The 25,611-nt window shown below is 71.2% G+C and carries 23 protein-coding genes; 14 read left to right on the top strand and 9 right to left on the bottom strand.

Annotated elements, in window-relative coordinates; all coding sequences use genetic code 11:
* Positions 1-40 precede the first annotated feature (40 nt).
* Positions 41-787 (bottom strand): FadR/GntR family transcriptional regulator, encoded by a 747-nt coding sequence (locus E0500_RS20620; RefSeq protein ID WP_131565513.1) that lies wholly within the window; start codon positions 785-787, stop codon positions 41-43.
* 404 nt (positions 788-1,191) lie between these two features.
* Between E0500_RS20620 and E0500_RS20615 the strand changes: the two genes are divergently transcribed.
* A complete protein-coding gene (locus E0500_RS20615; RefSeq protein ID WP_258573389.1) occupies positions 1,192-2,976 on the top strand; it encodes an alpha-L-fucosidase in 1,785 nt (594 codons plus the stop codon).
* Between the two features lie 60 nt (positions 2,977-3,036).
* Here the strand turns inward: E0500_RS20615 and msrB are convergent, their stop codons facing one another.
* From msrB to E0500_RS20595, 4 genes are all read right to left on the bottom strand, one after another.
* Entirely contained in the window at positions 3,037-3,444 is a 408-nt protein-coding gene (gene msrB, locus E0500_RS20610; protein WP_131565511.1) for a peptide-methionine (R)-S-oxide reductase MsrB, read from the bottom strand.
* A 13-nt stretch (positions 3,445-3,457) separates the two neighbouring features.
* Positions 3,458-4,852 (bottom strand): UDP-N-acetylmuramate--L-alanine ligase, encoded by a 1,395-nt coding sequence (murC, locus tag E0500_RS20605; RefSeq protein WP_131565509.1) that lies wholly within the window; start codon positions 4,850-4,852, stop codon positions 3,458-3,460.
* Between the two features lie 197 nt (positions 4,853-5,049).
* The gene (locus E0500_RS20600) at positions 5,050-5,523 is read right to left on the bottom strand and encodes an indole-3-glycerol phosphate synthase (RefSeq protein WP_181587071.1); all 474 of its coding nucleotides are present in this window, start codon (positions 5,521-5,523) and stop codon (positions 5,050-5,052) included.
* A 92-nt stretch (positions 5,524-5,615) separates the two neighbouring features.
* Complete coding sequence (locus E0500_RS20595) at positions 5,616-6,443, bottom strand: pyrimidine reductase family protein (RefSeq protein ID WP_258572875.1); 828 nt, start codon at positions 6,441-6,443, stop codon at positions 5,616-5,618.
* Between E0500_RS20595 and zapE the strand changes: the two genes are divergently transcribed.
* The 6 genes from zapE (at position 6,442) to E0500_RS20565 (ending at position 13,445) form a co-directional block, all read left to right on the top strand.
* Positions 6,442-7,590 (top strand): cell division protein ZapE, encoded by a 1,149-nt coding sequence (zapE, locus tag E0500_RS20590; RefSeq protein ID WP_131565505.1) that lies wholly within the window; start codon positions 6,442-6,444, stop codon positions 7,588-7,590. The genes E0500_RS20595 and zapE overlap by 2 nt on opposite strands.
* 296 nt (positions 7,591-7,886) lie before the next feature.
* Complete coding sequence (locus E0500_RS20585; RefSeq protein ID WP_258572874.1) at positions 7,887-8,258, top strand: hypothetical protein; 372 nt, start codon at positions 7,887-7,889, stop codon at positions 8,256-8,258.
* Between the two features lie 80 nt (positions 8,259-8,338).
* Positions 8,339-8,920: a carbonic anhydrase gene (locus E0500_RS20580; RefSeq protein WP_131565501.1), complete on the top strand. Its 582-nt coding sequence runs from the start codon at positions 8,339-8,341 to the stop codon at positions 8,918-8,920.
* Positions 8,921-8,934: 14 nt separating this feature from the next.
* Positions 8,935-10,398 carry a SulP family inorganic anion transporter gene (locus E0500_RS20575; RefSeq protein ID WP_131565499.1) on the top strand — a complete coding sequence of 488 codons (1,464 nt, stop codon included), beginning with the start codon at positions 8,935-8,937 and terminating at the stop codon, positions 10,396-10,398.
* A 673-nt stretch (positions 10,399-11,071) separates the two neighbouring features.
* Positions 11,072-11,959, top strand: coding sequence for a slipin family protein (locus tag E0500_RS20570; protein WP_131566570.1), 888 nt, complete (start codon positions 11,072-11,074; stop codon positions 11,957-11,959).
* An 85-nt stretch (positions 11,960-12,044) separates the two neighbouring features.
* Entirely contained in the window at positions 12,045-13,445 is a 1,401-nt protein-coding gene (locus tag E0500_RS20565) for a PhoX family protein (RefSeq protein WP_131566567.1), read from the top strand.
* A gap of 94 nt (positions 13,446-13,539) precedes the next feature.
* On the opposite strand, the gene E0500_RS43950 is transcribed toward E0500_RS20565, so the two are convergent.
* Complete coding sequence (locus tag E0500_RS43950) at positions 13,540-14,211, bottom strand: ABC transporter (RefSeq protein ID WP_258572872.1); 672 nt, start codon at positions 14,209-14,211, stop codon at positions 13,540-13,542.
* The gene (locus E0500_RS43945; protein ID WP_258572871.1) at positions 14,211-15,140 is read right to left on the bottom strand and encodes an ATP-binding cassette domain-containing protein; all 930 of its coding nucleotides are present in this window, start codon (positions 15,138-15,140) and stop codon (positions 14,211-14,213) included. The genes E0500_RS43950 and E0500_RS43945 overlap by 1 nt, the downstream gene beginning before the upstream one ends.
* Before the next feature lie 146 nt (positions 15,141-15,286).
* Here E0500_RS43945 and E0500_RS20555 point away from each other — a divergent pair, with 146 nt between their 5' ends.
* The 7 genes from E0500_RS20555 (at position 15,287) to E0500_RS20525 (ending at position 23,058) form a co-directional block, all read left to right on the top strand.
* On the top strand, positions 15,287-16,051 hold the full coding sequence (locus E0500_RS20555; RefSeq protein WP_131566576.1) for a peptidyl-tRNA hydrolase: 765 nt from the start codon (positions 15,287-15,289) through the stop codon (positions 16,049-16,051).
* Between the two features lie 137 nt (positions 16,052-16,188).
* Complete coding sequence (locus E0500_RS20550; protein WP_309505233.1) at positions 16,189-16,788, top strand: DUF4142 domain-containing protein; 600 nt, start codon at positions 16,189-16,191, stop codon at positions 16,786-16,788.
* Positions 16,789-17,001: 213 nt separating this feature from the next.
* Positions 17,002-17,808 carry a DUF4142 domain-containing protein gene (locus E0500_RS20545; protein WP_131566557.1) on the top strand — a complete coding sequence of 269 codons (807 nt, stop codon included), beginning with the start codon at positions 17,002-17,004 and terminating at the stop codon, positions 17,806-17,808.
* Positions 17,809-18,001: 193 nt separating this feature from the next.
* Positions 18,002-19,351 carry a DUF692 domain-containing protein gene (locus E0500_RS20540; protein WP_131566554.1) on the top strand — a complete coding sequence of 450 codons (1,350 nt, stop codon included), beginning with the start codon at positions 18,002-18,004 and terminating at the stop codon, positions 19,349-19,351.
* A 326-nt stretch (positions 19,352-19,677) separates the two neighbouring features.
* The gene (locus tag E0500_RS20535) at positions 19,678-20,442 is read left to right on the top strand and encodes a DUF4142 domain-containing protein (protein ID WP_131566550.1); all 765 of its coding nucleotides are present in this window, start codon (positions 19,678-19,680) and stop codon (positions 20,440-20,442) included.
* Between the two features lie 87 nt (positions 20,443-20,529).
* Positions 20,530-21,282, top strand: a complete 753-nt coding sequence (locus E0500_RS20530; RefSeq protein WP_131566547.1) for a TIGR04222 domain-containing membrane protein — start codon at positions 20,530-20,532, stop codon at positions 21,280-21,282.
* 150 nt (positions 21,283-21,432) lie between these two features.
* Entirely contained in the window at positions 21,433-23,058 is a 1,626-nt protein-coding gene (locus E0500_RS20525) for an alpha/beta hydrolase (RefSeq protein WP_131566544.1), read from the top strand.
* 220 nt (positions 23,059-23,278) lie between these two features.
* Here E0500_RS20525 and hemQ read toward each other — a convergent pair whose 3' ends face one another.
* Positions 23,279-24,022: a hydrogen peroxide-dependent heme synthase gene (gene hemQ / locus E0500_RS20520; RefSeq protein WP_131566541.1), complete on the bottom strand. Its 744-nt coding sequence runs from the start codon at positions 24,020-24,022 to the stop codon at positions 23,279-23,281.
* Between the two features lie 4 nt (positions 24,023-24,026).
* Entirely contained in the window at positions 24,027-25,478 is a 1,452-nt protein-coding gene (hemG, locus tag E0500_RS20515; RefSeq protein ID WP_131566538.1) for a protoporphyrinogen oxidase, read from the bottom strand.
* Positions 25,479-25,611: the final 133 nt, after the last annotated feature.

The following is a 25,611-nucleotide window of genomic DNA, read 5'->3' as shown; positions in this document are numbered from 1 at the left end:
GGATGCAGCCTTCAGCACCTCGCCGAGCCGCCCGAGCGGCTCAGGAGACGGTGCGCCCTGCATCGCGCCCCGGCGTCCGAATGCCGTCACGCTCAGGCGCGGCGGATCCGAGGTGCTGTCGTAGCCACTGTTCGGTGTTGCTGACATGCAGCAGCGCGGCGGCCTGGCTGAGGGGGGAGTCGCGTGCGGACAGGGCCGCGTAGATCGCCTCGTGTTCCGCGAGGGTCCTGCCGGCCGCCTGGTCGTCGACCAGGCCGCGCCAGATGCGCGCGCGGATGGTACGCCCCGAGATGCCCTCCAGGAGCGTGAGCAGCGATTCGTTGCCCGTGGCCGAGACGACGGCGCGATGGAACGCCGCGTCGTGCGAGTTCAGCCGCTCGACGTCGTCGCGGGCGTCCCGCATGGCGTCCAGATGGCGTTTGACCTCTGCCAGTCCTTCCTCGGTGATCCGGGTGGCGGCCAGGGCGGTGGCGAGGGGTTCGAGCAGCCGCCGTACCTCCATCAGGTCCAGCAGGGCTCCCGAGTCGCTCTGCAGCAGTTCGACCGCGCCCCCGAGACCCTCCAGCAGCAGGCTCGGCTGCAGGCTGGTCACATAGGTGCCGTCGCCTCGTCTGACCTCCAGCACCCGGGCGACGGCGAGGGCCTTGACGGCCTCGCGGGCGAGGTTTCTGGAGAGTCCGAGCTGCCCGGCCAGTTCCGGCTCGGGGGGCAGTTTGGAGCCAGGGGGCAGCGCGCCCGTCCGGATCAGCTCACGGATCTGTCCGATGGCCTTGTCCGTCAGGGACAACGTGAACTCCTTCCACGAGTCGGCCGCCCAGGCACATCCGGTCTGACCCAGGATTCCGCATCCCCAGCATGACACGACACGCGGCCCATACAAGTGATGTCTTGAGAAGAAGTAAACAGACAAAAGTAGCAAGTATTCACCAACTACCATTTGATTGGGGCTATTCATCCCTTCACAAGGGTTGACCTGTCTGACACACGAGTGAGATTCATAGGACGCATCAGTCTCTCCCGCCCCCAAATTCCCGGGAGTTCACCGTGTCAGGACGACCGACCCGCAGGCAGTTCATCGGTGCGACGGGCGCAACCGCGATCGCGGCATCGCTGCCCGCCGTACTCGGTACCGGTACATCGGCCCAGGCGGCTGCGTCCGCGCGCCAGGACAGCCTCAGCAAGCTGGTCGACATGCGTTTCGGCATGTTCAACCACTTCAACCTCGGCACGTTCACGGACGAGGAGTGGGCGGCACCGCACCAGGACCCCGCGCTCTTCGCCCCCACTGCCGTCAACTGCGCCCAGTGGGCGGCGGCTGCCGTGGCGGCGAAGATGGACTACGGGGTACTCACAGCCAAACACCACGACGGCTTCTGCCTGTGGCCGACCGCCCACAACAAGCAGAACGTCACCCACAGCTCCTACCGGCACGACATCGTCGCCCAGTACGTCACCGCGTTCCGAGCGCGCGGCCTCAAGGTCGGCCTGTACTTCTCCATATGGGACCGCACCCACGGCGTCGAGGCCTACGACAGCCGGCACGGGATCGGCAGCGACGAGGCCGTCCAGCCCGGCGACCTCACCTACATCCTCGGCCAGATCACGGAACTGCTGACGAACTACGGCACCATCGACCTCTTCGTCATGGACGGATTTGCCTGGCAGATGGGCCAGCAGGCCGTCTCGTACCAGCGGATCCGCGAGCACGTGAAATCGCTGCAGCCAGGCATCGTCATGATCGACCACGGGGCACTGTCCGTGCCCTTCCTCGGTGATGCGATCTACTTCGAGGAGCCGCTGGGCATCACCGCGCCCACGGGCAACACCTACGCGGCACTCCAGGGGCAGACGATCAGTGACGGATGGTTCTGGCACCCGAGTACGCCGACCAGGGACCCCATGAGCAAGGCAGCCATCCTCTCCCATCTGGCCGATCTCGAACCGAAGTACACCTCGTTCATCCTCAACTGCCCGCCGAACCGGAACGGGGTGCTCGACACCAACATCGTGAGCCGGCTGGCCGAGGTCGGCGCCACGTGGAGCCCGGACACCTCCAGAGCACCGCTGCCCACCCAGCCGCTGCGCGCCGAGCACCCCATCACTCCGGTCAACGCCATCGCCACCGGCTTCCACAGCGGCGAAGGGCCGCTGAACGCCATCGACGGGCTCAGCGACCGCAACTTCGAGACGTGCTGGTCCACTTGGAGCCTGCCGCTGCCACAGTCGATCACCATCGACCTGGGCGGTGTCTGGAGCAACGTCTCCACTCTGGAGTACCTGCCCAAGCAGTGGAACCGCACCGACTCCACCGACGGCGACATCACCTCGTACACCATCCACACCAGCACGGACGGCATCGCGTTCACCCAGGTGGCGAGCGGCAGCTGGGCCGGCGACCGCACCCTCAAACTGGCCGAGTGGCCCGCCAGGAACGCCGGTTACGTGCGGATCCAGGTCGACGCGGCGACCGGCGGCTACGCCAACATCGGCGGAGTCAGAATCGGCGGACGCACCGCCAAGCCGGCGCTGCTGTCCACCACACTGCCCGGCGACGGCACCGTCTACCGTCTTCAGGCCCGCCACAGCGGCAAGGTCGCCGACGTGGCGGGCACGGGTACCGCCAACGGCACCGGCGTTCTGCAGTGGCCGTGGAACGGTCAGGCGAACCAGAAGTGGACCTTCACCAGCACCGGAGACGGGTACTTCAAGATCCGTGGCGTGGGCAGCGGCAAACTCGTGCAGATCGCCGGACTGTCCCGGGCCAACGCAGGGAACGTCGACATCTGGGCCGATGCCGACGCCCCCCAGCAGCACTGGGCCCTGACACCGACAGGCGACGGATATTACGTCCTCACCAACCGGTTCAGCGGTCTGTCGCTCGCCGTCGGCAACGCACTGACCGACGACGGGGCCGACATCAACCAGTGGACGTACGACGGAGCCACGCACGAACAGTGGCGGATCATTCCCTCCTGACCACAGCGTGACCGTACGGGCCGCAGGTGGGCGGCAGACGAGTCGGGCTATACGCCCGCGTCAGTCCTCGTCCGGCACCAACCGCAACGAAATCGAGTTGATGCAGTACCGCTGGTCGGTCGGCGTCGCGTACCCCTCGCCCTCGAAGACGTGCCCCAGATGCGACCCACAGCGGGCGCACCGGACCTCCGTGCGCACCATGCCGTGGGAACGGTCCTCGATCAGCTCCACGGCGTCCGAGTCCTTCGGGTCGTAGAAGCTCGGCCAGCCGCAGTGGGACGCGAACTTGGTTCCCGAGGTGAAGAGTTCGGCGCCGCAGGCGCGGCAGGAGTAGACGCCCTTGGTCTTGGTGTCGGTGTACTCACCGGTGAAGGCGGGCTCCGTGCCGGCCTGGCGCAGGACGGCGTACTCGGCCGGGTTCAGCTCCGCACGCCACTGCTCGTCCGGCTTTTCGACGTCGTACGACATGAAGGCCAACCCCTTAGTTGTGCTGCGCGAGACGGTCCAGGATCAGTGGGCCCAGGTCGGTGACGTCACCCGCGCCCATGGTGAGAACGAGATCGCCCGCCTTCGCCATTCCCGCGACCACCGCGGGCGCCGCGTCCTTGTCGTGGACCGCCGTGACGTCCGCACCCGCGGCCCGCGCCGCCTCGATGATCAGCTCACTGGTGACGCCCGGGATCGGGTCCTCGCGGGCCGGGTAGATGTCCAGGACGACGGAGGCGTCGGCCAGGGCCAGGGACTGGCCCATCTCGGTGCCGAGTTCCTGGGTCCGCGAGAAGAGGTGCGGCTGGAACAGCACCAGGATGCGGGCCTCGCCGGCGGCCCCGCGCATCGCCTCCAGGTCCGCCGTCATCTCCGTCGGGTGGTGAGCGTAGGAGTCGATGACCTGGACGCCCGCGACCTCGCCCTTCAGCTGGAGGCGGCGCTTGACGCCCGTGTACGCGGCCAGGGCCGGGGCGAGCTCCGCGGCCGGGACGCCGAGGGCTGCGCCCGCCGTCAGCGCGGCCACCGCGTTGAGGGCGTAGTGACGGCCGGGGACCGAGACGGTGAAGGTGAGCTCCGCGCCCTCCCAGTCCACCGTGACCTCGCTCTTGAGGCCCTGCGGGACGATGGAGAGGACCCGTACGTCGGCGTCCTCCGCCTCGCCGTACGTCACGGTCCTCACCTTGCCGGCCAGCCGCCGCGTCAGCTCCCGCGCACCCTCGTGGTCCGCCGAGATCACCAGCGTGCCGCCGGGGACGATCCGACCCGCGAACGTCTCGAAGGACTCGTGGATCTCGTCCATGGAGGCGTAGTTGGCGTGGTGGTCGAGCTCGACGTTGAGGACGATGGCGACCTCGGGCGCGTACTTGTGGAAGCTGCGGTCCGATTCGTCCGCCTCGGCGACGAAGATCTCGCCGTCGCCGTGCAGGGCGTTGGAGCCGGGGGCGTCGAGTTCGCCGCCGATCACGTACGACGGCTCCAGGCCCAGCGCGCTCAGCGACACGGCCAGCATCGAGGTCGTGGTGGTCTTGCCGTGGGTGCCCGCGACCGCGATCGGGCGCAGGCCCTCCATCAGGGCCGCCAGCGCGTCCGAGCGGTGGACCACGGGGATGCCGAGCTCCTCCGCACGGGCCAGCTCCGGGTTGCCGCCGCGGATCGCCGAGGACACGACCACGCAGCTCGCGTCGTCCGCGAGGTGCTCCGGCGCGTGCCCGATGTGCACCGTCGCCCCCAGGGCGCGCAGTGCCTCGACGGTCGCGGACTCCTTGGTGTCGCTGCCCGCCACCTTCGCCCCGCGCTGCGCGAGTATCTTCGCGACCCCCGACATCCCGGCGCCGCCGATCCCGATGAAGTGCGGTCGGTCCATGGCGGTAGGAAGGCCGGGTGCCATGCGCGTTTCTCCCAAGATTCGTACGGCAACGAGGGCGCCCTGAAGGTGAGGGCGACCCCAGCCTATTGCGTACGCGAGGACGCCTTCGCACACCCGCGGCGAGCCGAGCGCCCCGAGAGGGGCGCGGGGAACTGCGCGAGAAACCACGACGAGCCCGCACCCGAACCACGACATGCACCAGTACGGCGCCCGAACAGCTACGCCTTGCTGTGCGAGAACAGCTTCAGCACCGGCACCCCCACCTTGTGCCGCGCACGCGACGCCCAGTCCCGGTGGAAGAACTCCTCCACGTAGTGGGGATCGGTCAGCACGATGACCTCGTCCGCCTCCACCTCGTCGACCAGCGACTTCAGTGCGTCCAGCGGATGGGCCTCGATGAGCCGCCCCTGCGCCTCGTTGCCGGCCCCGTGCAGCGCCTGCAGGGACACCTCCAGGGCGCGTTTCCCGGTCTCCCGGGCCTCCTCCCCCTCGGGGGTCTCGCGCTCGCGGGCGGCCTCGTCCAGTTCCCCGAGGGCGAGGTCGTCGATGGCCCGCAGAAGGCGGTCCGCCTGGTCCCCGCGGGGCTGGAGCAGCACATGGAAGGCGACCGCCTCGTCGCCGTGCAGCGTGGTGACGAACTCCACGTCGGCGGACGTCAGGGCCTTCTCGATCATCAATACGCTCGTGAACACGACTGGTGCCCTTCTCCATCCGGGACCGGGACCGGGAGTTCGAGTGTGCCCAGCGACACCGAAACAGAACGGCACATTCCACCCACAACCCTTCAGGTCCGACGGTAACGGCTGAACAGGAACCCGGCCTCCTCCAGGAGGGACACGAGTTCGAAACGCTTGGGTACGGCGACTGACGGGCCCCCGGCGATGCGCTGCGCGTCCCCCGCCGTGAGCATCGGGGCGAGCGTCAGACACAGCTCGTCCAGCACGTCGGCCGCCACCAGCTGACCCAGAAGCCGCGGGCCGCCCTCGGTGAGCAGCCGGGTGTGCCCGAGGTCGGCGAGGGCGCGTACGGCCCGGGCGGGGTCCACCTCCGTGCCGTCCCCGGCGATCACGACGCGGGCGCCGGCCTTCTCCGCGGCGGCCACCCGGTCGGGGGCCACCGCGGCGCCGGTGAGCAGGAGCGTGGGGACGAGGGGCGCAGTGAAAAGCGGGAGCGAGAAGTCCAGGTCCAGGCTCGCGCTCACCACGGCGATGGCGGGCGCGGGGCCCTGCCCGGCGGCCTCCCGGCGCGCCGCGAAGGCCTCGCGCGCACGCGGCGGACGGTAACCCTCCTGCCGTACGGTCTCCGCGCCCACCACCACCACGTCCGCGAGCCCCCGCAACGTGCCGAAGATCCGCATGTCGGCCGCGTGGGAGATGGGCTGGGAGCGCCCGTCGTGCTGGGCGGCGCCGTCGAGGGTCGACACCATGTTGGCGCGCAGCCAGGGTTCGGGGGCGCCGCCGGACGCCGAGGGGTAGGCGTACGCCTCGGCCAGTTCGTCGAACCCCCACTCGCGGTCGGTGCCACTCCCCGCCACCGCGTCCGTGCCCCCGCCGGGTGCGCCTCCGGGCCGTGGGGGCGCTGTCAGTTCGGTCACAGGGAACAGGCGTCGCATGTCGTGCAGTGTGGCACGACCCTTAGACTCGGTAATCGTGTCGTCGTCGTCCTCCGCCGCCGTGTCCGGGATCGGTCGCATACCCGAAGCGGTTCCGCTGTCCCTGTGCACCCGTGAGCCGCATGTCCCCGCGGACCGGCTCGTCGCCGAGATGGTGCCGCCGCCCCGGTTCGACTCCGTGCGCTTCGACACGTACATCCCGGACCCGAACCAGCCCAGCCAGACCGAGGCCGTCCGGGTCCTGAGCGGCTTCGCCACGGGTCTCGGCGGGGCGCCCGTCGGCGGCACGTCCGGCAGGCGCCGGCTCTTCGGCTTCGGCAGGCCCCGGAAGAAGACCCCCACCGGCCCGCGTGGCGTCTACCTCGACGGCGGCTACGGCGTCGGCAAGACCCATCTGCTGGCCTCGCTCTGGCACGCGGCCCCCGCCGAGCCCGAGCTCAAGGCCTTCGGCACGTTCGTGGAACTGACGAACCTGGTCGGGGCGCTCGGCTTCCAGAAGACGGTCCAGACCCTGTCCGGACACCGTCTGGTGTGCATCGACGAGTTCGAGCTGGACGACCCGGGCGACACCGTCCTGGTCTCGACCCTGCTCGGCAAGCTCGTCGACGCGGGTGTCGCGCTCGCCGCCACCTCGAACACCCTGCCGGGCAAGCTCGGCGAGGGCCGGTTCGCGGCGGCCGACTTCCTGCGCGAGATCCAGGGGCTGTCGGCACACTTCCGCGCCCTGCGCATCGACGGCGAGGACTACCGCCACCGCGGGCTGCCCGAGGCCCCGGCGCCGTACTCCGACGAGCAGGTGACGAAGGCCGCGTACGCCACCGAGGGCGCCTCCCTCGACGAGTTCCCGCCATTGCTGGACCACCTGGCGCGCGTCCACCCGAGCCGCTACGGCGCCCTCACCGACGGCCTGAAGGCCGTGTGCCTCACCGATGTGCAGCCCGTTCCGGACCAGTCGACCGCCCTGCGGCTCGTCGTGCTCGCCGACCGGCTGTACGACCGCGAGGTGCCGGTCCTCGCCTCGGGACTGCCCTTCGACAAGCTGTTCAGCGAGGACATGCTGAACGGCGGCTACCGCAAGAAGTATTTCCGGGCCATCTCCCGCCTCACCGCGCTCGCACGCGACGCCAAGGGCCTCGTCGAGCACTGAGCGGGGCGCTCACCACCCACCGGGCGGGCACCAGGCCGGGCCCTCAGAACACCGCGCCACCCTGCCCTGCCCCGCGCAGCTCGCTATTCACTGCACTCTCACAGGTCAAGGTCCATTTCAAGCCAGCCCGGCCGCGCTTTCAGGCTCTCTTCAGCATGAAACGTTAAGTTTACGCAGCAAACATCTGCGCCGGGTTACCGTTGTTCTTGACCCGTCGTTGACCAACTGTTGACGCGCCGAAAAGACGGTAAACACCTGGGAGGAGGGACAAGATGCGAGGTAGAAGGGGCCTGACCATGATTGAGCTCCTCTCCGCCATCCTGCTCTGCCTCCCGTTCCTCATCCCCACCACCTCCTTCGCATCCGCGCACACCACGCGCGACGCCAAGGTCAACGCCGCGCCCGGAAAAGTACTCACGGGTAAGGCGCTGCGCGACGAGATCGTCACCCACCGCAAGTGCGACCACTCCCGGGACCCGCTCGGCCCGCTGCCGAGGACTGACCGGCATCGCACGACCGACTCCGTGCCGTCGGCGCCCGAGCGTCCACTGACGGGGTCGGATCGGGCATTCGTTCACGAGCCGGTCGCGCCTGTCACGTGGCATCACCAGGGGGCGAGATCACGGACGGCCCACACCCCGGCCGCACTCCAGGTCTTCCGCTGCTGAGCAGCAGAGTTCTCTCCCCCCACACTCTGTTCTTGTCAGCCCGACGCGCCGCCGTGGCGCGCCAGGAGGAATCACCACACATGCAGCCCCTCATCGACAACGCCCGTACGTTCGGACAGCGCCCTGAGGAGTTCGCCAGGCTGGCCGAAGGCCAGTCCCCCCAAGTCCTCTTCATCACCTGCTCGGACTCCCGGGTCGTCCCGGCCCTGATCACGGGCGCCCGCCCCGGCGAGCTCTTCGAACTGCGCACCGCGGGCAACATCGTCCCCCCGTACGCCTCCGACCACCCCACCAGTGAGGCGTGCACCATCGAGTACGCCGTGGAGGTCCTCGGCGTACAGGACATCGTGGTCTGCGGCCACTCCCACTGCGGAGCGGTCGGCGCGCTGGTGCGGGGCGACGACCTCACCGCCGTACCCGCCGTACGGGACTGGCTCGCGCACGCCGCGGACGAACCCAGGTCCGCCGACTCGGCGGACCCCGCCGTCGCGGAAGCCGTACAGAACCACGTTCTGGCACAGCTTCTGCGACTGCGGTCCTACCCGTGCGTCGAACAACGCCTGGCATCGGGTCAGCTCCGTCTGAGGGGCTGGTACTACGAGGTGCACACGGGAGCCGTGCGCGAACACCGCGCTGACACCGACTCGTTCGAGTCCCTGTGAGCGGGGGAACGACTGTGCTGACCAAGTTCCCCCACCTGAGGCAGGACTTCGCCGCCTCCCTCGTCGTGTTCCTCGTCGCCCTCCCGCTGTGCGTGGGCGTCGCCGTCGCCTCCGGGGTCCCGGCAGAGCTCGGACTCGTCACCGGCATCGTGGGCGGCATCGTCACCGGTCTCATGCGGGGCAGCAGCCTCCAGGTGTCCGGGCCGGCCGCCGGTCTGACCGTGCTGGTCTTCGAGGCGGTCAACGAGTTCGGGCTGCCCGCGCTGGGCGTCATCGTGCTGGCCTCCGGGCTGCTCCAGCTCGCCATGGGCGCGCTGAAGCTGGGCCGCTGGTTCCGGGCGATATCCGTGTCCGTCGTCGAGGGCATGCTGGCCGGCATCGGGCTCGTCATCATCGCGGGCCAGCTGTACGCGGCGGCCGGCCTGAAGGCACCCGCCTCCGGCCTCGACAAGATCGCCGGCCTGCCCGGCGCGGCTGCCGACGCCCTCGGCAGCACCGGGGCACTGGCCTCGCTCGCGATCGGCGCGGGCACCATCGCCGTGATGGTGCTGTGGAAGCGGCTGCCGAAGAAGGCGCAGACGGTACCGGGGGCACTCGCCGCGGTGGTCCTGGCCACCCTTGCCTCCCTCGCCTTCAGCCTCCCGGTCGCCACCGTCGAGGTGAAGGGTCTGCTGGACTCCATCCAGCCGCCCGGCCTCGACGCCTTCGGGGAGCTGGCGAACCTGAGCATCCTCGGCACGATCCTCGCGTTCACGCTGATCGCCTCCGCCGAGTCGCTCTTCAGTGCCGCGGCCGTGGACCGGCTGCACGACGGGCCGCGCACCGAGTACGACAAGGAGCTGATGGCCCAGGGTGCGGGCAACACCGTGTGCGGTGCGCTCGGCGCGCTGCCCATGACCGCGGTGATCGTGCGCAGCTCGGCCAACGTCCAGGCGGGCGCCAAGACCAAGGCGTCCCGGGTCCTGCACGGCGTGTGGCTCCTGCTGTTCGCGGCGCTGCTGCCGTCCACGCTGGCGCTCATCCCGATCCCGGCCCTCGCGGGCATCCTCGTCCACGCGGGCTGGAAACTGATCCCCTTCCGGGAGGTCGTCGGACTGTGGCGGGCGCACCGGGGTGAGGCGTTGATCCTCGTGGTCACCGCCGTGGCGATCGTCGCGGTCAACATGTTCGAGGGCGTACTGATCGGTCTGGCCCTCTCGGTCGTCAAGACCGCGTGGGAGGCCTCGCACATCAGGCTGGAGGTCATCGACAAGGGCGCCGGCCCCATCCAGGCGTACCTGTCGGGCAACGCGACCTTCCTGCGCCTGCCGAAGATCCTCGACAGCCTGGAGGCCCTGCCGCAGGACCGCCCGATCGAGGTGGACCTCTCCGGTCTCCACCACCTCGACCACGCCTGCCGCACGGCCCTGGAGAACTGGGCCCAGCGCCACAGCGCGCCGGACACCGAGCCGGTGAGGGTGACGTCGAACACCGGGTGAGCCCGTAGGGCGCCCACAGGACAGGGCTGCGGGTGACGCTGTTGCGCCGCCTGCAGCCCCGTCCCTCCGGGGGTGTGGCCGGTCGGTCTCGTCTGCCGGGTTCCTGGTTGTGGTCGGCTGCGGGTCGTATGTGGCTGGTCGCGCCCACGCGGCGGAGCCGCAGATTCAACACAGCCCCGCACCCCTTAAAAAGCACGGGCGCGCCCGGCACCACAACGCGCCGCCACCACCCGTCACCGTCACCGTCACCGTCACCGGCACCGGCACCGGCACCGGACACGACACCTGCATCACCACCCGCCCGACACCTGCACCACCGCGCGACCGGTACCACCACACGCCCCGCAGACGTGTACGCACGGCAGGGGGTGTGCCGGGAGGTGTCCGCCCGCAGCGGCCGGCGTCCACCGCCGAGCACATACGACACCCCACAGACCCGCCGGACCGAGGACGGAGACCTCCCGGCGCGCCCCCGACCCACGAACAAACGCGTAGGCGCCCAAGCCACAACGCACCCGCACCCGCACCCGCACCCACGCACCGCCCCGACCGCCGGAGGCACCCTGCACCCGCACCCCGCACCGTCGCCCCGAACCCACCCCAGGCATATCGTGGTATTCGCGGGCGAAGGGTGAAAACGACCCTACGCACGACGGCTCGAAAGGGGGTCGTCATGATCGAGGCACTGGTGACTGCGGCCGTCGCGGTCGGCTGCGCCGGTGGGGTGTACGCCGCAGCGGCGGCACGGGTCATCAAGCAGTACGAGCGCGGCGTGGTACTCCGGCTCGGGCGGCTGCTCGGAGAACCCCGTCCGCCCGGTTTCACCATGGTGGTCCCCGGCGTCGACCGGCTCCGCAAGGTCAACATGCAGATCGTGACGCTGCCGGTGCCCGCGCAGGAGGGCATCACCCGGGACAACGTGACCGTGCGGGTCGACGCCGTTGTCTACTTCAGGGTCCACGACGCGGTCAGCGCCGTCATCAACGTCGAGGACTACCGCTTCGCCGTCTCCCAGATGGCCCAGACCTCCCTCCGCTCGATCATCGGCAAGAGCGACCTCGACGACCTGCTGTCGAACCGCGAGAAGCTCAACCAGGGGCTGGAGCTGATGATCGACAGCCCCGCCGTGGGCTGGGGGGTACAGGTCGACCGCGTCGAGATCAAGGACGTGTCGCTGCCGGAGTCCATGAAGCGTTCGATGGCCCGCCAGGCCGAGGCCGACCGCGAGCGGCGGGCCCGCATCATCAACGCCGACGCCGAGCTCCAGGCGTCGAGGAAGCTCGCCGAGGCGGCCCAGCAGATGGAGGACACTCCCTCCGCGCTCCAGCTCCGCCTGCTCCAGACCGTGGTCGCGGTCGCGGCCGAGAAGAACTCCACGCTCGTGCTGCCCTTCCCCGTGGAACTGCTGCGGTTCCTGGAGCGGGCGCACCAGGAGCAGCCACCCGACGGAGCACCGGAAACGACCACGCAGCCACAGGTGCGGCCGGCCTCCGCACCGCCGCCCGAGGTCACGCCCCGGCCGTCCAAGACCGACGGAGTGACACCACCGAGCACGGAGTGAGACCTTCTACGCGCGTGGTTCACGGGACCGAAGTCACGTGATACACAGGCGGGTCACATCCTGTCCGCCAACAGGAAGGTTTCCCATGTCCGTGACACGACGCACGCCTGTGACACGACGTCAGATGATGGCCCGCTCCGGTGCCCTGGGAGCGGGCATCGCGTTCACCGGCGCCCTCTCCGAACTCTTCGCCGGCACGGCCGCCGCGCAGGGCGTGGGCCATTCCGGCTACGGCCCACTGATCCCCGACCCGGACGGCCTGCTCGACCTGCCGAAAGGATTCCGCTACCGAGTCCTGTCCCGCGAGGGCGACCCCCTCCGCTCCGGCGAAGGCAAGGTACCCAGCAACCACGACGGCATGGCTGCCTTTGCCGGCCGTTCCGGCGGCAGAAACGGCCAGGTCCACCTGGTCCGCAACCACGAGAACCGCGTCACCGGCCGGATCGGCGTCCCCACCGTCGACGGCCTGACGTACGACCCGATGGGCAAGGGCGGCTGTACGGCCCTGACCCTCGACCGGCGGGGCAACGTCCTCGACGAGCGCGTCGCGATCGCCGGTACGGCGGTCAACTGCGCGGGCGGGCCCACCCCTTGGGGCACCTGGCTGACCTGCGAGGAGACCGAGGACAAGGCAGGCACGAACGGCTACACCAAGGACCACGGCTTCATCTTCGAGGTCGACCCCGCGGACCCGCACCGCTCCGGAGCCGTACCCCTCACCGCCATGGGCCGCTTCCAGCACGAGGCGATCGCGGTCGACCCTCGCCACGGCATCGTCTACGAGACCGAGGACGCCTTCGACAGGCCCTTCGGTCTCTTCTACCGGTTCCTCCCCGACAAGCCGCGGGGCGGCCTCGGTTCCCTGCGCGCGGGCGGCCGCCTCCAGGCGATGCGCGTACCCGGCGTGCCCGACCTCTCCTCGATCCAGGAGACCGGCGCGACCTTCGACGGCATCGAATGGGTGGACGTGCCGGATCCGCTCGCCGCCCGCACCCCCGTCCGCCTCCAGGACTTCGGCCCTAAGGGCATCACGCACGCGCAGAAACTGGAGGGCTGCTACTGGGGCGGCACGAGCGTGTACTTCGTGTCGTCCTTCGCACGCAGCGCGGAGGGCTCGGCCGCCGACCACTACGGGCAGATCTGGCGCTACGACCCGGCAAGGCGCCGCCTCACCCTCGTGATCGTCTTCGGCCCGGACACGGATGTCCAGCTCCCGGGCGAGTCACCCGACAACATCTGCCTCGCCCCCAGCGGCGGCCTGATGGTCTGCGAGGACGGCAACGGCGCCCAGCACGTCTACGGGGTGACGCGCCGAGGCGAGGTCTACGCGCTGGCCCGCAACGCCCAGAACACTGGCACTCCCGAGGAACCGGAGTGGGGCGAGTTCGCGGGCGTCACCTTCTCCCCGGACGGCGAGACGATGTACGTCAACTGCTACACACCGGGAACGACGTTCGCGGTCACGGGCCCATGGCGCCGGACCTGACCCACTGACGTGCGCCACTGACCTGCGCAACCGGCACGCGCACCCGGCACGCCGGCCCCGGCGGTGGTCCTCCGCCTCCGGGGCTCCCGGCCGGTCAGGACGACCGTCGGGTGGTAAGCGCGCAGGCCGCCCCGATCGCGGCCGCCGCCAGCAGCGCGGCACCCGCCAGGGGCAGCACCGGCACCGGGACCGTACCCTCCTGCGAGCCCGTGACCAAGGCGCTGACCGCCGCCCGCGCCGGGGAACCCGTGACGACGAGCGCCAGGAGCGCGCCCAGCAGCAGTGCGGGCACGGCGCGGCCCGGCGAGCGCAGCAGCGGACGGGTGGTGAGCGCGCCGACGGCCGTGCCGAGGAGCGCACACGCGAGCGTGGCGAGCAGTCCGGCGGCTCCGGCCTGGACCGCCGACAGCCGTATCTGGTGATCGGCGCTCGTCGCGTCACTGATGAACGTGACGAAGACCGTGGCCACGACCCCGAGCGCCCCGGCCGCCGCCAGCGCGACCGTGACGCACGCCAGGTGCGCCCGCTCGGGACCCGCCGCCGCGCCCACACAACTCCGCGCCGCGGACGGCTCGTTGGTGGCGCAGATGCGTACCAGCCAGGCGGCCACGGGCAGCAGCGCGGCGGCCGTCCAGCCGAGCGAGTCCAGCACGGGCTGCCCGCTCTGCACACCGATCGCGAGGACCGCGGCGTACAGGATCACGGGCGGGAGCGCCCGCTGGGAGCGCAGCAGCAGGGCGGCCTGGTAGCGGAGGAGCGCGGTCATCAGGAGCTCTCGGTTTCGATGGGTTCGGGTGTGCGGGGCCGGGGCACGACGCCCCGTGCGGGCTCGGGCTCCACGCTCACCACGTGCCACGGCGGCCGGGCCCCGAGCAGCGCCCTGAGCACGGCGTCCGAGCGGGACTCCGGGACAGTGATCCGGTGCGCGTCGCCCGCCACCTCCTCGACCAGGGCCGCGAGTGCCGTGACCTCGTCCGGTGGAGCGGTTCCCGCGGGCCCCTGTGCGCGGACGACCACGTGGGGACCGTCCGCATGCGCGTCCCCGTTCCCCGTACGGGGGTTGAGGGTGCCCTCGACGACGGCGTAGATCGCGTCCGGCCGCCCCGCCAGCCGGCGCGGGTCGTGGTCGACGAACACCACCGCGCCCCCGGCGGCCGTGCGCTCGGTCACCGCGCGCTCCAGCTCGCCGCGGGCCGGGTCGTCCAGGCCGGTCCAGGCCTCGTCCAGGACCAGCAATTCCGGTTCGGCGAGCAGGGCCTGGGCGACGGCGACCTTCTGGCTGCTGCCCTTGGAGAGTTCCGACATCGGCGTCCGGGCGTGCTCGGCGGCGCCGAAGCGCTCCAGCCACTCGTCGGCGGCGTCTGCGGCCGCCGGGCGGGACAGGCCGTGGACGGTGCCGAGATGCATGAGGTAGTCGGCCGCGGTGAAGGGCAGCGCGGCCGGGAAGCGTTCGGGGACGTACGCCGTGCGCGGGCGCCCCACCATCCGGCCCACCGTGGGCGCGTCGAGGCCCGCGAGGAGGCGGAGCAGCGTGGACTTGCCGGTGCCGTTGGCGCCCTCGATACGGATCAGCGCCCCGGGGGCCACCTCCAGGTCGACGCCGGACAGGACCCAGCGGCCGCGTCGCCCGTAGCGGCGGCCCACGCCCTCCAGCCGCAACCGTTGTTGTTCGCGTTCCGGTACCTCACGTGCCATGCGCCCCATCCTCGTACGGGTGTGCGTACGCGCGCAGGGGAACGGATCTTCCGCCTGGCAGACTGGGGTGTGTGACGAGTGACGCGGGTGCACAGACCTCGGTGAACGGCGGCGCAGTGAAAGACGACACAGTGGCGGACGGCACGGTGGCGTACGACACAGCGCAGGACGGCACAGCGCAGGACGGCACAGCGCAGGACAGCCCCTTCCGCGGTGAGTCCGTGTCGCGTGACGAGGCGCCGCAGTTCGTGCTGCCCCTGGTGGTGCGGACCGAGCGGTCCGCTCCCCCGGCCCGTACGGACGCGCTGGAGACGGCGGCCCGTGCGGTGCTGGTCATGCTGAGTGACGAGCGGTCGCTGGGGGACGGCCCGTGGGCCCAGGCGATGCGGGACTGGCAGGACGCCCGGATCCGCAAGGTGGTGCGCCGGGCGCGTGGCGCGGAGTGGCGCCGTGCCGAGGCGCTCCCCGGGATCACGGTGACGGGCAAGTCGGCGGAGGTACGGGTCTTCCCGCCCGTTCCCCTGGACGGCTGGCCCAAGGACCTGGCCCGCCTCCAGGTCTCGGGCACCGAACTCGACGACCCGGAACCTCCGGTGGACGCGGACCTCTCCGCCCCCGTCCTCTGGATGAGCCCGGAGCTCGGTATGACGGCGGGCAAGGCCATGGCCCAGGCGGGCCACGGAGCCCAGCTGGCCTGGTGGGAGCTGTCCGACGCGGACCGCGCGGCCTGGCGCGACGCAGGCTTCCCCCTCGCCGTACGCACCGCCGCGCCCGACCACTGGCGCCACCTGACCACCTCCGGCCTCCCGGTCGTCCGGGACGCGGGCTTCACGGAGATCGCGCCCGGGAAAACCGTGGTGGCCGAGGGCGGTAGTCGTTTCTGCCCTCTCCCGGGCCTCCGACGACCGTAAGCGTGACCCGCCCGGCCCGCGAACGCGGTTGACCAACGTTGAACAACACAGCCGTTCCCTACGTACCTCCCTGCACTGGCCAAGTAACAGTTCCCAACGACCAGTTGGTTTCCCCAGGGGAGGCTCTTTTGGAGCGCGTGAAAGTCTCGGTCATCGCCGGCGCGGCCCTCATCGTCACGGTCGGGGCGCTGGCGTTCCCCGTGTGGTCCTACACCGACCGGTCCGGCACCGCACAGGCGAACATGTCAGCCGGCATGGTGAACACCCAGTGGGGGCCCTTGACGGCCTCCGACCGGGATCTGATCGTCCGTGTGCGGCTGGCGGGACTCTGGGAGCTGCCTGCCGCGGAGCAGGCGATGAAGCGTTCGTCCAGCAAGGAGGTCAAGGAGGCCGCGGACCACCTGATCGTGGGCCACGCCGACCTCGACAAGCGGGTGCGGACCGTGGCCACCCAGCTGGGCGTCGAGATCCCGGACGAGCCGAACGAGCAGCAGAAGGCCTGGCTGCAGCAGATGACCGCGGCCCAGGGCAAGGAGTACGACCGCACGTGGGCGAACCTCCTGCGCTCCGCCCACGGCAAGATCCTCCCCGCCATCGGGCAGGTGCGCAACGGCACCCAGAACATGCTGGTGCGCCAGCTGGCCTCGGACACCAACCAGACCGTGCTGGACCACATCACGATGCTGGAGAAGACCGGACAGGTCGACTTCGACGCCATCGCCAACGGCACGATCTGACCCGTCCACGGCGCCACCGCCCGGACCGACGGCGTTCGGCCGGCCGGTCTTCCACAGGGCCCGTCACGGGCGCAGGTGTCGTCTCCGCCCTCACCTGTCGCGGCCATGCGGCCGTTTCGCAGCCGGTTGAACATGCCGACCGGTCTGTACGTACCTCTTGGCCCTGGCCAAGCACGTTCCCAACGATCAGTTGGTTTCCTCCGGGAGGCTCCTTTGCGACGCTCCAAGGGCACTGTCCTCGTCGCCCTGGCGATCGCCGGCACGATCGGCGCACTCGCCTACCCCGTGTTCGTCTCGTACCCCAACCGCAACGCCACCGCCGCCGCCGCGCTCACCGGAGACACGGTGACCACGCAGTGGGGACCGCTGACCCCGTCCGACCGGGACCTGATCGTCCGTGTGCGGCTGGCGGGGCTGTGGGAGGGGCCGGCCGGCCAGCAGGCGCTGGAGCGCTCCTCCGACAAGGTCATGCAGGAGGCCGCGAATCATCTGATCGTGGGTCACGCCGACCTGGACAAGCGGGTACGGATCATCGCGGCGAAGCTCGGTGTCGAGCTGCCGAACCAGCCCAACGCCCAGCAGCAGGGCTGGCTGGACGAGATGACCGCGGCCTCGCCCTCCGAGTACAACCAGGTGTGGGCGAACCTCCTGCGCTCCGCGCACGGCAAGATCTTCCCGGACATCGCCACGGTGCGGAACTCCACCCGTAACACGCTGGTGCGCCAGCTGGCCTCGGACGCCAACCAGACCGTGCTCGACCACATCACGATCCTGGAGAAGACCGGAGCGGTCGACTTCCAGAAGATCGCCGAAGGGTCGGTCTCCGGTACCGCCAGCCCGACCGGCCCGCCGCCGCCGGTCGCCGGGCAGTCGCCGGCCTCCCCGCCCGCGGCGGAGCCGAGCACCAACCCCGATGTGAGCTCGTCCGTCTCGCCGGGAGCACCGGGCGTGGTCAACACCAACCGGCCCGATCCGGAGGAACTCAACGACGACCAGGGCCAGACACCGCAGGTCCAGTAGCCGTAAGCGGCAGAGGGCCGGAGTGCGGGGAACCGCCGCAAGCTCAAATGTTGCTCTGAAGGTCCCCTCCGAGGGGTTCGACCCGGCGTGCCGGGGTCATGAGTCGGTCACGCCGGAACACAGGTCCACCGCGGTGAGACGACCCACAGGGTCCTGGTGCAGCCGTGACCGGCGTGACGAGGAGGGGACGAGGATGAAGCAGCTGGGGACGGGCATCGGGTGGCGGCCGGAGATCGCCGAGGCCGTGGAGCGCATGGTCGCGGGCGGGAACAGGACCGGCGCCGGTGTCGACTGGGTCGAGGTCGTGGCCGAGAACGTCTGCCCCGGCCATCTCCCCGAGTCGCTCACACGGTTGCGTGAGCGCGGCGTCACGGTCGTCCCGCACGGTGTCTCGCTCGGCCTGGGCGGCGCGGACCGTCCCGCGGAGGACCGGCTGCGTGCTCTCGCGGAGCGCGCGGAGGCGCTGGGGGCGCCCCTCGTCACGGAGCACATCGCCTTCGTACGGGCGGGTGGCCCCCTGACGGCGTCCGACGTGCTGGAAGCGGGGCACCTGCTTCCGGTCCCGCGCACCCGGGACGCACTCGACGTCCTGTGCGAGAACGTACGGGCCGCCCAGGCCGCGCTGCCGGTGCCGCTGGCGCTGGAGAACATCGCGGCGCTCATCTCGTGGCCGGGCGAGGAGATGACGGAGGGCCAGTTCCTGTACGAGCTGGCCGACCGCACCGGCGTCCGGCTCCTCATCGACGTGGCGAACCTCCACACCAATCACGTCAACCGGGGCGAGGACCCGTCCAGGGCCCTCGACGAACTCCCTGTCGAGGCCATCGCGTACGTCCATGTCGCGGGCGGTTTCGAACGCGACGGCGTCTGGCACGACAGCCACGCCCACCCCGTCTCCCAGCCCGTGCTCGACGTCCTCGCCGACCTCGTCTCCCGGGTCACCCCGCCGGGCATCCTCCTGGAGCGCGACGAGAACTTCCCCGAGCCGGCCGAACTGGAGCGGGAGCTGACCGCGATCCGGGACACGGTACGGCGGGCGTCCACGGCGGCAGCCGCACAGGACGGCACCCGGGCCGTGGAGCGCGGCACCGCTCCCGGGCCCGACGCCGATCCGGCGCCGTCCACGGGTCCGGCCCGTCAGCGGCTCGGGCTCGCTCAGGCCTCGCTGCTCTCGGCGCTGGTGGCGGGGACGCCCGTGCCCGAGGGGTTCGACCGGGTGCGGCTGGGGGTGCAGGGGCGGGCGCTCGGGGCCAAGCGGGCGGACGTCGTGGCGAAGGTTGCGCCCGAACTGCCGCAGATCCTCGGGGAGTCGTACCGCCCGGCCTTCCTCGCCTACACGCACGGGCACCCCATGAGCGGCGGCTACCGCCATGACGCGCTGGACTTCGCCGAGCATCTGCTGCTCGCCGGGCGGCCCGAGGACGCCGAGGTCCGGCGGCAGCTGCGCGAGTGGTGGCTGGACCGCTCGGGCCCCGTCCCGCGCTCCGAGCGCCCGACGGCCCGCCTGGCCCGCGCCACCCGCCGGGTCCTGCTCCGCCGCTGAGCGCGGGCGGACCACCGAGCGTCTCCTGAGCTCAGGCAGGCCGCCGGGCCCGCCTGAGTGCGGCGAGAAACAACGCACGGTGGCAAATGTGCCGCGAATAACAAACACGCGGCACGTGCGCGGGTTTGACACACCCTTTCGCCAGCTTTCCCCCGATCTCACCCCCAGCCCCTCCCTGTCCTCATACACCATTCAGCGCCCATTTCTGGCCACATCAACGCATCCTCCTCGTACGGCAGTTGACGTAGACCCGGCAGTAACATGCCAATCCGCAGTCAACCCGCACCCGAAGCGCACTAGCGTGCGGTGCCGCGACAGGAGGCACCATGCGATCCAGCAACCGCGGCGGACTGATCAGTGGGACAGGGCTGATCGTCGCCGGACTGACGGCGACCCTCGTCGCGCTGATCGTTCCGATCTGGTCGTACGCGGACCGCTCCGGCACCGGTGTGCACGCGCTCAACGCGTCCACCGTGTCTACGCAGTACGGTCCGTTGTCCGGCCTGGACCGGGAGTTCATCACGAAGGTCCGGCTGGCCGGACTGTGGGAGCTGCCGGCGGGGCAGCAGGCCGAGCAGAAGGGCACGACCCAGGCCGTGCACACGGCGGGCGCGCACCTCGTCGAGGGCCACACCTTCCTCGACGCGCGGGTCCGCGTCGTCGCGGCCCGCCTCGGGCTCGAACTGCCCAACCAGCCGAGCGAGGAACAGCGGTCCTGGCTGGCCGCCCTGGCTGCGGCCCGGGGCGAGGAGTACGACCGGGAGTTCGCCAACATCCTGCGCAAGGCACACGGCAAGGTCTTCTCCCTGGTCGCCCAGGTCCGCGCCACCACCCGCAACTCCCTGGTCCGCGACCTCGCCGACGACGCGAACGCGACCGTGCTCGACCACATCAAGGTCCTGGAGGCCACCGGGCTCGTCGACTACGACGCCCTGGCCCACGACGCCGCCTCCGCGAGTACGCCGCCCCTCACCAACTCCCCGGCCCCGCCCGGACCCACCGACGATCCCGGCTCGCCCATCCCCGTGACCCCGTCCCCGGACTACAGCCTGCCTCCGGCGGCCGTCGGCCCCGAGGAGGACCGGCCCTGAAGCGGAACGTTTACGTACCGGTGACCGCCTGTCCGCATCCTGAACAACCCATGGCGATCCGGCGGCCGTTCACATAGAAACACGCTCATGGTGTGGCCACTCCTCCTGCTCCTGGCCTGGGTCGCCGTCGGCACGGCGTGCATGCGGCTGTGTCTGGCAGCCGCGCGCTCCGGCGCCGAACCCAGGGTCGTACGCCGCGATCTGACGCTGTACGAGGCGGCGTTCCTGTTCGGCGGCCCCGCACGGGTCGCCGAGCTGACGCTGGTGGCGATGGCCCGGCAACGGCGTCTGCTGCTCGCGCACACCGGCTGGGCGACCGTGGTGGACCCGGACGGGCGGGACGACATGGAGCGTTCGGTGATAGGGGCCATAGGCCCTGAGGGCCAGTCACGGATCGCTCCCATATGGCAGTCCGCCGCGGCCGCGGAGTCCGTACGGCGCCTCGCCGACCGGCTCGTCGCGGCGGGACTCGCCGTACCGGACGGCACGCGGACGACGGTCGCGGAGGCCGTCCGCCAGGTGCGGGGCTCCGCGCTGCTCGTGACCGCGCTGGGCACCGTCGCGCTGCTGATGCCGGCACACGACTCCGCCGTGGACCCGGTCCTGGTCGCCCTCTGGTTCGCGCTCCCCCTGATCCTCAGCCTGAGCTGCCTGGCCATCGCCCGCGTCGAGGTCCACCCGTACTCGCGCTGGGCGTCGCCGGCGGGCCAGCGGCTCCTCGCCGCGCTCACCCGGCACACCGAGGGCGACGACGACCGGACGTACCTCACCTCGGTCGCGGTGCGCGGTGTCCGGGTGGCAGGGGAGCCGGAGGTGCGGGCGGCGTTCGGGCATCGCTGAGAGGCCACTTGGCGGGGCACTGCCTCTCGCGCCCCTGGCCGGGCGCTATCAGGGGCATTGGGAACTCCCGCAGCGGCCCGGTTGCTTTACTTCCCCCTACCTCGAACGAAACATCCCTTGTGTTGCTGCCGAGCGCCGAAGGGATACGCGATGAGAGCTGCCGTGCTGTACGGAACCGCCGGGTCCTTGGTTCTGTCCGCCCTCGTCGCCGCGCCGGCCGGCGGTGACCCCCGGTGGCCCGGGAGCCGGGCCACGGCCGAGACGCTCGGCACCGAGATCGCCGCCGAGCGCGCCTCGAAGGAGGGCATCCGGTTCGGCGCGTGCCCCAAGGAGGAGGGCCTGCCCGGCAGTCTCCGGTGCGGCACCGTCACGGTGCCCCTCGACTACGCCCACCCCGACGGCCCGAGGATCAAGCTGACCGTGAGCCGGATCAAGGCCACGGGCAAGAGCCCCGCGAAGGGGAAGATCGCACGGCAGGGCGCCCTCGTCTACAACCCGGGCGGACCCGGCGCCTCCGGCATGGCGTTCCCGCTGATCGGCCATGTCCCCGGGTGGAAGCGCATCGCGGCCGCGTACGACCTGGTCGGATACGCCCCGCGTGGGGTGGACCGCTCGGCGCCGCTGTCCTGCCAGGACTCCAGGCGCTTCCCGCAGGGGCCCACGGAGGCGCCGACGTACCCCTCGGAGCGGTACAAGAGGGAGCGCGTCGCCCGGGCGAAGGCGTACGCGAGCGGCTGTGCGAAGCGGAGCGGCAGCCGGCTGCGGCACTACCACTCGCTCAACAACGCCCGTGACCTGGACGTGCTGCGGGCAGCGCTCGGCGAACCGCGGCTGACGTTCATGGGCTCCTCGTACGGCACGTACTTCGGGGCGCTGTACGCGACGATGTTCCCCTCGCATGTGCGCCGCATGGTCTTCGACTCGGCGGTGAACCCCGCGCCCGACCAGATCTGGTACCGGAACAACCTCGACCAGTCGGCCGCCTTCGAGGGCCGCTGGACGGACTTCCGCGTGTGGATGGCCCTGCACCACAAGACGTACGGGCTCGGGGACAGCGCGGAGAACGTGCTGAGGAGCTACGAGAGGGCGCGGGCGCGGCTGGCCGCCGGGCCCGCGGGCGGCACGGTGGGGCCCGGTCAGTTGCACGGCACGTTTCTGCAGGCCACGTACTTCGACGACTACTGGCCCTCACGGGCGCAGGCGCTGTCCGCGTATCTGAGGGGCGACCCGAAGCCGTTGGTCCGGCTGGCCGGTCCGCACCCGGAGGCGGCGGCCGGCCAGGAGAACGCCGACGCGGTGTACACGGCCGTCGAGTGCAACGACGCTCCCTGGCCCACCGACTGGCGTGTCTGGGACCGCGACAACACCCGTCTGGCGCGCACGGCACCCTTCGAGACCTGGGCCAACGTGTGGACGAACCTGCCGTGCGCGTACTGGCCGGTGCCCCGGCAGCGTCCGCTCGATGTGCGCACGGGCCCCGGTGAGCTGGCGCCGACGCTGATCCTGGCCGCCGAGCGGGACGCGGCGACACCGTACGGCGGCGCGCTCGAAATGCACCGGAGGCTGTCCGGCTCGGTGCTGGTGACCGAGCAGGACGCGGGCACGCACGGTCTCGTGGGCGGCCCGAACATGTGCGTAAACGGCTACCTGGAGACCTACCTCCTGGAGGGCCGACTCCCGGCAGGGCAGGCGGGATGCGCCCCGCGTCCGGAACCACTGCCGAAGGGGCCGGGCGGCCGCTCCGCCAAGGGACAGGCCGCCCCCTACCTTCACTGATCAGGCGAGCCCCTCGACCAGCTCAGCCACCGACCTGCGCCGCCCCGTGCTGCATCTCCCGGGGGCCACCCCCGGACCCCCGGCCGAGAAGACCCGGCCGGCCTCCGCATCAAGCCAGCCCCGCCACCAACTCAGCCACCGACCTGCGCCGCCCCGTGCTGCATCTCCCGGGGGCCACCCCCCCGGACCCCCGGCCGAGAAGACCGGGCCGGCCTCCGCATCAAGCCAGCCCCGCCACCAACTCAGCCACCGACCTGCGCCGCCCCGTGAAGAACGGCACCTCCTCGCGGACGTGCATACGGGCCTCGGAGGCGCGGAGGTGGCGCATGAGGTCGACGATGCGGTACAGCTCGTCGGCCTCGAAGGCCAGGATCCACTCGTAGTCGCCGAGGGAGAACGAGGCGACCGTGTTGGCGCGCACGTCCGGGTAACCGCGGGCCATCTTGCCGTGGTCGGCGAGCATGCGGCGGCGGTCCTCGTCGGGCAGCAGGTACCAGTCGTAACTGCGCACGAAGGGGTACACGCTGACGTAGTCGCGGGGCGTCTCGTCGGCGAGGAACGCCGGGATGTGCGAGCGGTTGAACTCGGCGGGGCGGTGCAGCGCCATGTTCGACCACACGGGCGTGAGCGCGCGGCCCAGCTTCGTACGGCGGAAGAGGTTGTACGCCTCCTGGAGCTGGTCGCTCGTCTCGGCGTGCCACCAGATCATGAGGTCGGCGTCGGCGCGCAGACCCGACACGTCGTACGTGCCGCGGACCGTCACGTCCTTGGCGGCGAGCTGGTCGAAGAGCTCCTGGACCTCGTCGGCGTAGCCCGCGCGGTCCTCGGGCAGCACGTCCTTCAGCTTGAAGACGGACCACAGGGTGTAGCGGATGACCTCGTTCAGGTCCTTGGCCAGCTTGCCCTTGTTCGGGATCCTGCCGGACTCGGTGGTGGGGGCGTCGTCACGGGCGTCGTCACTCATGAAGCTATTCTCCCGCTCCGCCGTGCAGGCTCTGCACCGGGTTGGCCGTGAGCTCCTCCACACCACGCAGGTCGCCGGCCAACTTGTCCACCGCCGCGTACGCGCTCGCGATGCACGCCGGGATGCCCACGCCGTCGTACGCCGCGCCGCACACGGTCAGCCCGGGGAGCCCGGCCACGTGCTCGCGGATGCGGGCCACGCGCGCGTGGTGGCCGACGGGGTACTGGGGCAGGCCGTCGTTCCAGCGGGTGACGCGGGTCTCGACGGGCTCGGCGGTCAGTCCGGTGGCCTCGCGCAGGTCGTGGCGGGAGACGGCCACGAGGTGGTCGTCGTCGTGGGTGAGGATCTCCGTCTCGCCGTACCGCCCGACGGAGGTCCGCAGGACGAGGACGCCGGGGTCCTCGTCCGCGATCCAGGCCCACTTCTGGGACGCGAAGGTGGACGCCTTGATGGTCCGCCCGTCGACCGGCGGCACGAGGAAGCCGCTGCCCTCGGGGAGGGCGGTGCCGGCGCGGCGGTAGGCGAGGGTGACGAGGGCCATCGAGGCGTACTCGACGGCGGCCAGCTCGGTCGCGGCGGCGGGCGCCTCGGCACGCAGCAGCTCGGCGGCGGCCGGGGCCGGGACGGCCACGACGACCGCGTCGGCGTGCAGGACACGGTCGCCCGCGACGACGCGCCACGCCTCCCGGGTCCGGCGCAACTCGCTCACCGGCGTCCCCGTGAGGATCTCGCCGCCCCGTGCGCGCACCGACGCGGCGACCGCGAGCGGCAGCCCGCCCACTCCCCCCTCGATGCCCATGAACACCGGCCCGGTCTGCTGAGCGGCGGCGGCCCTGGCCTGGACCTCGCGGACGGCCTCCGTCAGGGACGCGTGGGCGCGGGCCGGCCCGAAGAGCTGGGGGACGGCCGAACGCATCGAGATGCGGTACGCGTCGCCCGCGTACACACCGCCCAGGAGGGGCTCCACCAGGCGGTCGACGACCTCCCGGCCGAGGCGGGCCGCCACGTACTCCCCCACGGCCACGTCGTCGCCGAACTCCGTGCGGGGCAGGTCGGCATCGCGCTCGATGCGCCTGAGACCCTCCTCGGAGAGCACCCCGGCCAGGGCGGACGCCGTGCCGGGCACGCCCATGACGTGGCCCTTGGGCATGGGGCGGAGGGCGCCGCGGGTCCAGATCGAGGCGGTGGCCGTGGCGGGCGGCTGGAGGCGGTCCGTGAGGCCCACCTCACGGGCCAGGCCGACCGCCTCGGGGCGGCGCGCCAGCATCGACTCGGCGCCGAAGTCCACCCGCACGCCCGCGATCTCGCCCGGCAGCAGCTTGCCGCCGACCCTGTCCGACGCCTCCAGGACGGTCACGCGCGCGCCCCGGTCCAACGACCGGTGCGCGGCGGCCAGCCCGGCGATCCCGCCCCCGATGACGACGACGTGCCCCGCCCCCGCACTTGATCCACGCATGCCTCTACCTTCTCAGAACCCACCGACAGCCCGGTGATGCCGGGTGATCGACCGGTGTCCCTGCCGAGTCCCGACCGTGACCGCATCGGGACCGGAAGGACCCAACGTCCCGGGCCGTTCCGGCGTCGAAGGT

The sequence above is a fragment of the Streptomyces sp. KM273126 genome (genome assembly GCF_004337435.2).
GTDB classification, from domain to species: Bacteria; Actinomycetota; Actinomycetes; order Streptomycetales; family Streptomycetaceae; genus Streptomyces; species Streptomyces acidicola.
Note: the sequence above shows the minus strand (reverse complement) of the source record. Positions and strands in the feature narration are given on the sequence as shown.

Bases quoted from the DNA above. Each gene is read 5' to 3' on its own strand.
- E0500_RS43950 (WP_258572872.1), bottom strand. From the start codon at position 14,211: ATGACCGCGCTCCTCCGCTACCAGGCCGCCCTGCTGCTGCGCTCCCAG.
- E0500_RS20565 (WP_131566567.1), top strand. From the start codon at position 12,045: ATGTCCGTGACACGACGCACGCCTGTGACACGACGTCAGATGATGGCC.
- E0500_RS20615 (WP_258573389.1), top strand. From the start codon at position 1,192: ATGCGTTTCGGCATGTTCAACCACTTCAACCTCGGCACGTTCACGGAC.
- msrB (WP_131565511.1), bottom strand. From the start codon at position 3,444: ATGTCGTACGACGTCGAAAAGCCGGACGAGCAGTGGCGTGCGGAGCTG.
- E0500_RS20540 (WP_131566554.1), top strand. From the start codon at position 18,002: ATGAAGCAGCTGGGGACGGGCATCGGGTGGCGGCCGGAGATCGCCGAG.
- E0500_RS43945 (WP_258572871.1), bottom strand. From the start codon at position 15,140: ATGGCACGTGAGGTACCGGAACGCGAACAACAACGGTTGCGGCTGGAG.
- murC (WP_131565509.1), bottom strand. From the start codon at position 4,852: ATGGCACCCGGCCTTCCTACCGCCATGGACCGACCGCACTTCATCGGG.
- E0500_RS20525 (WP_131566544.1), top strand. From the start codon at position 21,433: ATGAGAGCTGCCGTGCTGTACGGAACCGCCGGGTCCTTGGTTCTGTCC.
- hemG (WP_131566538.1), bottom strand. From the start codon at position 25,478: ATGCGTGGATCAAGTGCGGGGGCGGGGCACGTCGTCGTCATCGGGGGC.
- E0500_RS20535 (WP_131566550.1), top strand. From the start codon at position 19,678: ATGCGATCCAGCAACCGCGGCGGACTGATCAGTGGGACAGGGCTGATC.
- E0500_RS20580 (WP_131565501.1), top strand. From the start codon at position 8,339: ATGCAGCCCCTCATCGACAACGCCCGTACGTTCGGACAGCGCCCTGAG.
- E0500_RS20570 (WP_131566570.1), top strand. From the start codon at position 11,072: ATGATCGAGGCACTGGTGACTGCGGCCGTCGCGGTCGGCTGCGCCGGT.
- E0500_RS20585 (WP_258572874.1), top strand. From the start codon at position 7,887: ATGATTGAGCTCCTCTCCGCCATCCTGCTCTGCCTCCCGTTCCTCATC.
- hemQ (WP_131566541.1), bottom strand. From the start codon at position 24,022: ATGAGTGACGACGCCCGTGACGACGCCCCCACCACCGAGTCCGGCAGG.
- E0500_RS20595 (WP_258572875.1), bottom strand. From the start codon at position 6,443: ATGCGACGCCTGTTCCCTGTGACCGAACTGACAGCGCCCCCACGGCCC.
- zapE (WP_131565505.1), top strand. From the start codon at position 6,442: ATGTCGTGCAGTGTGGCACGACCCTTAGACTCGGTAATCGTGTCGTCG.
- E0500_RS20530 (WP_131566547.1), top strand. From the start codon at position 20,530: ATGGTGTGGCCACTCCTCCTGCTCCTGGCCTGGGTCGCCGTCGGCACG.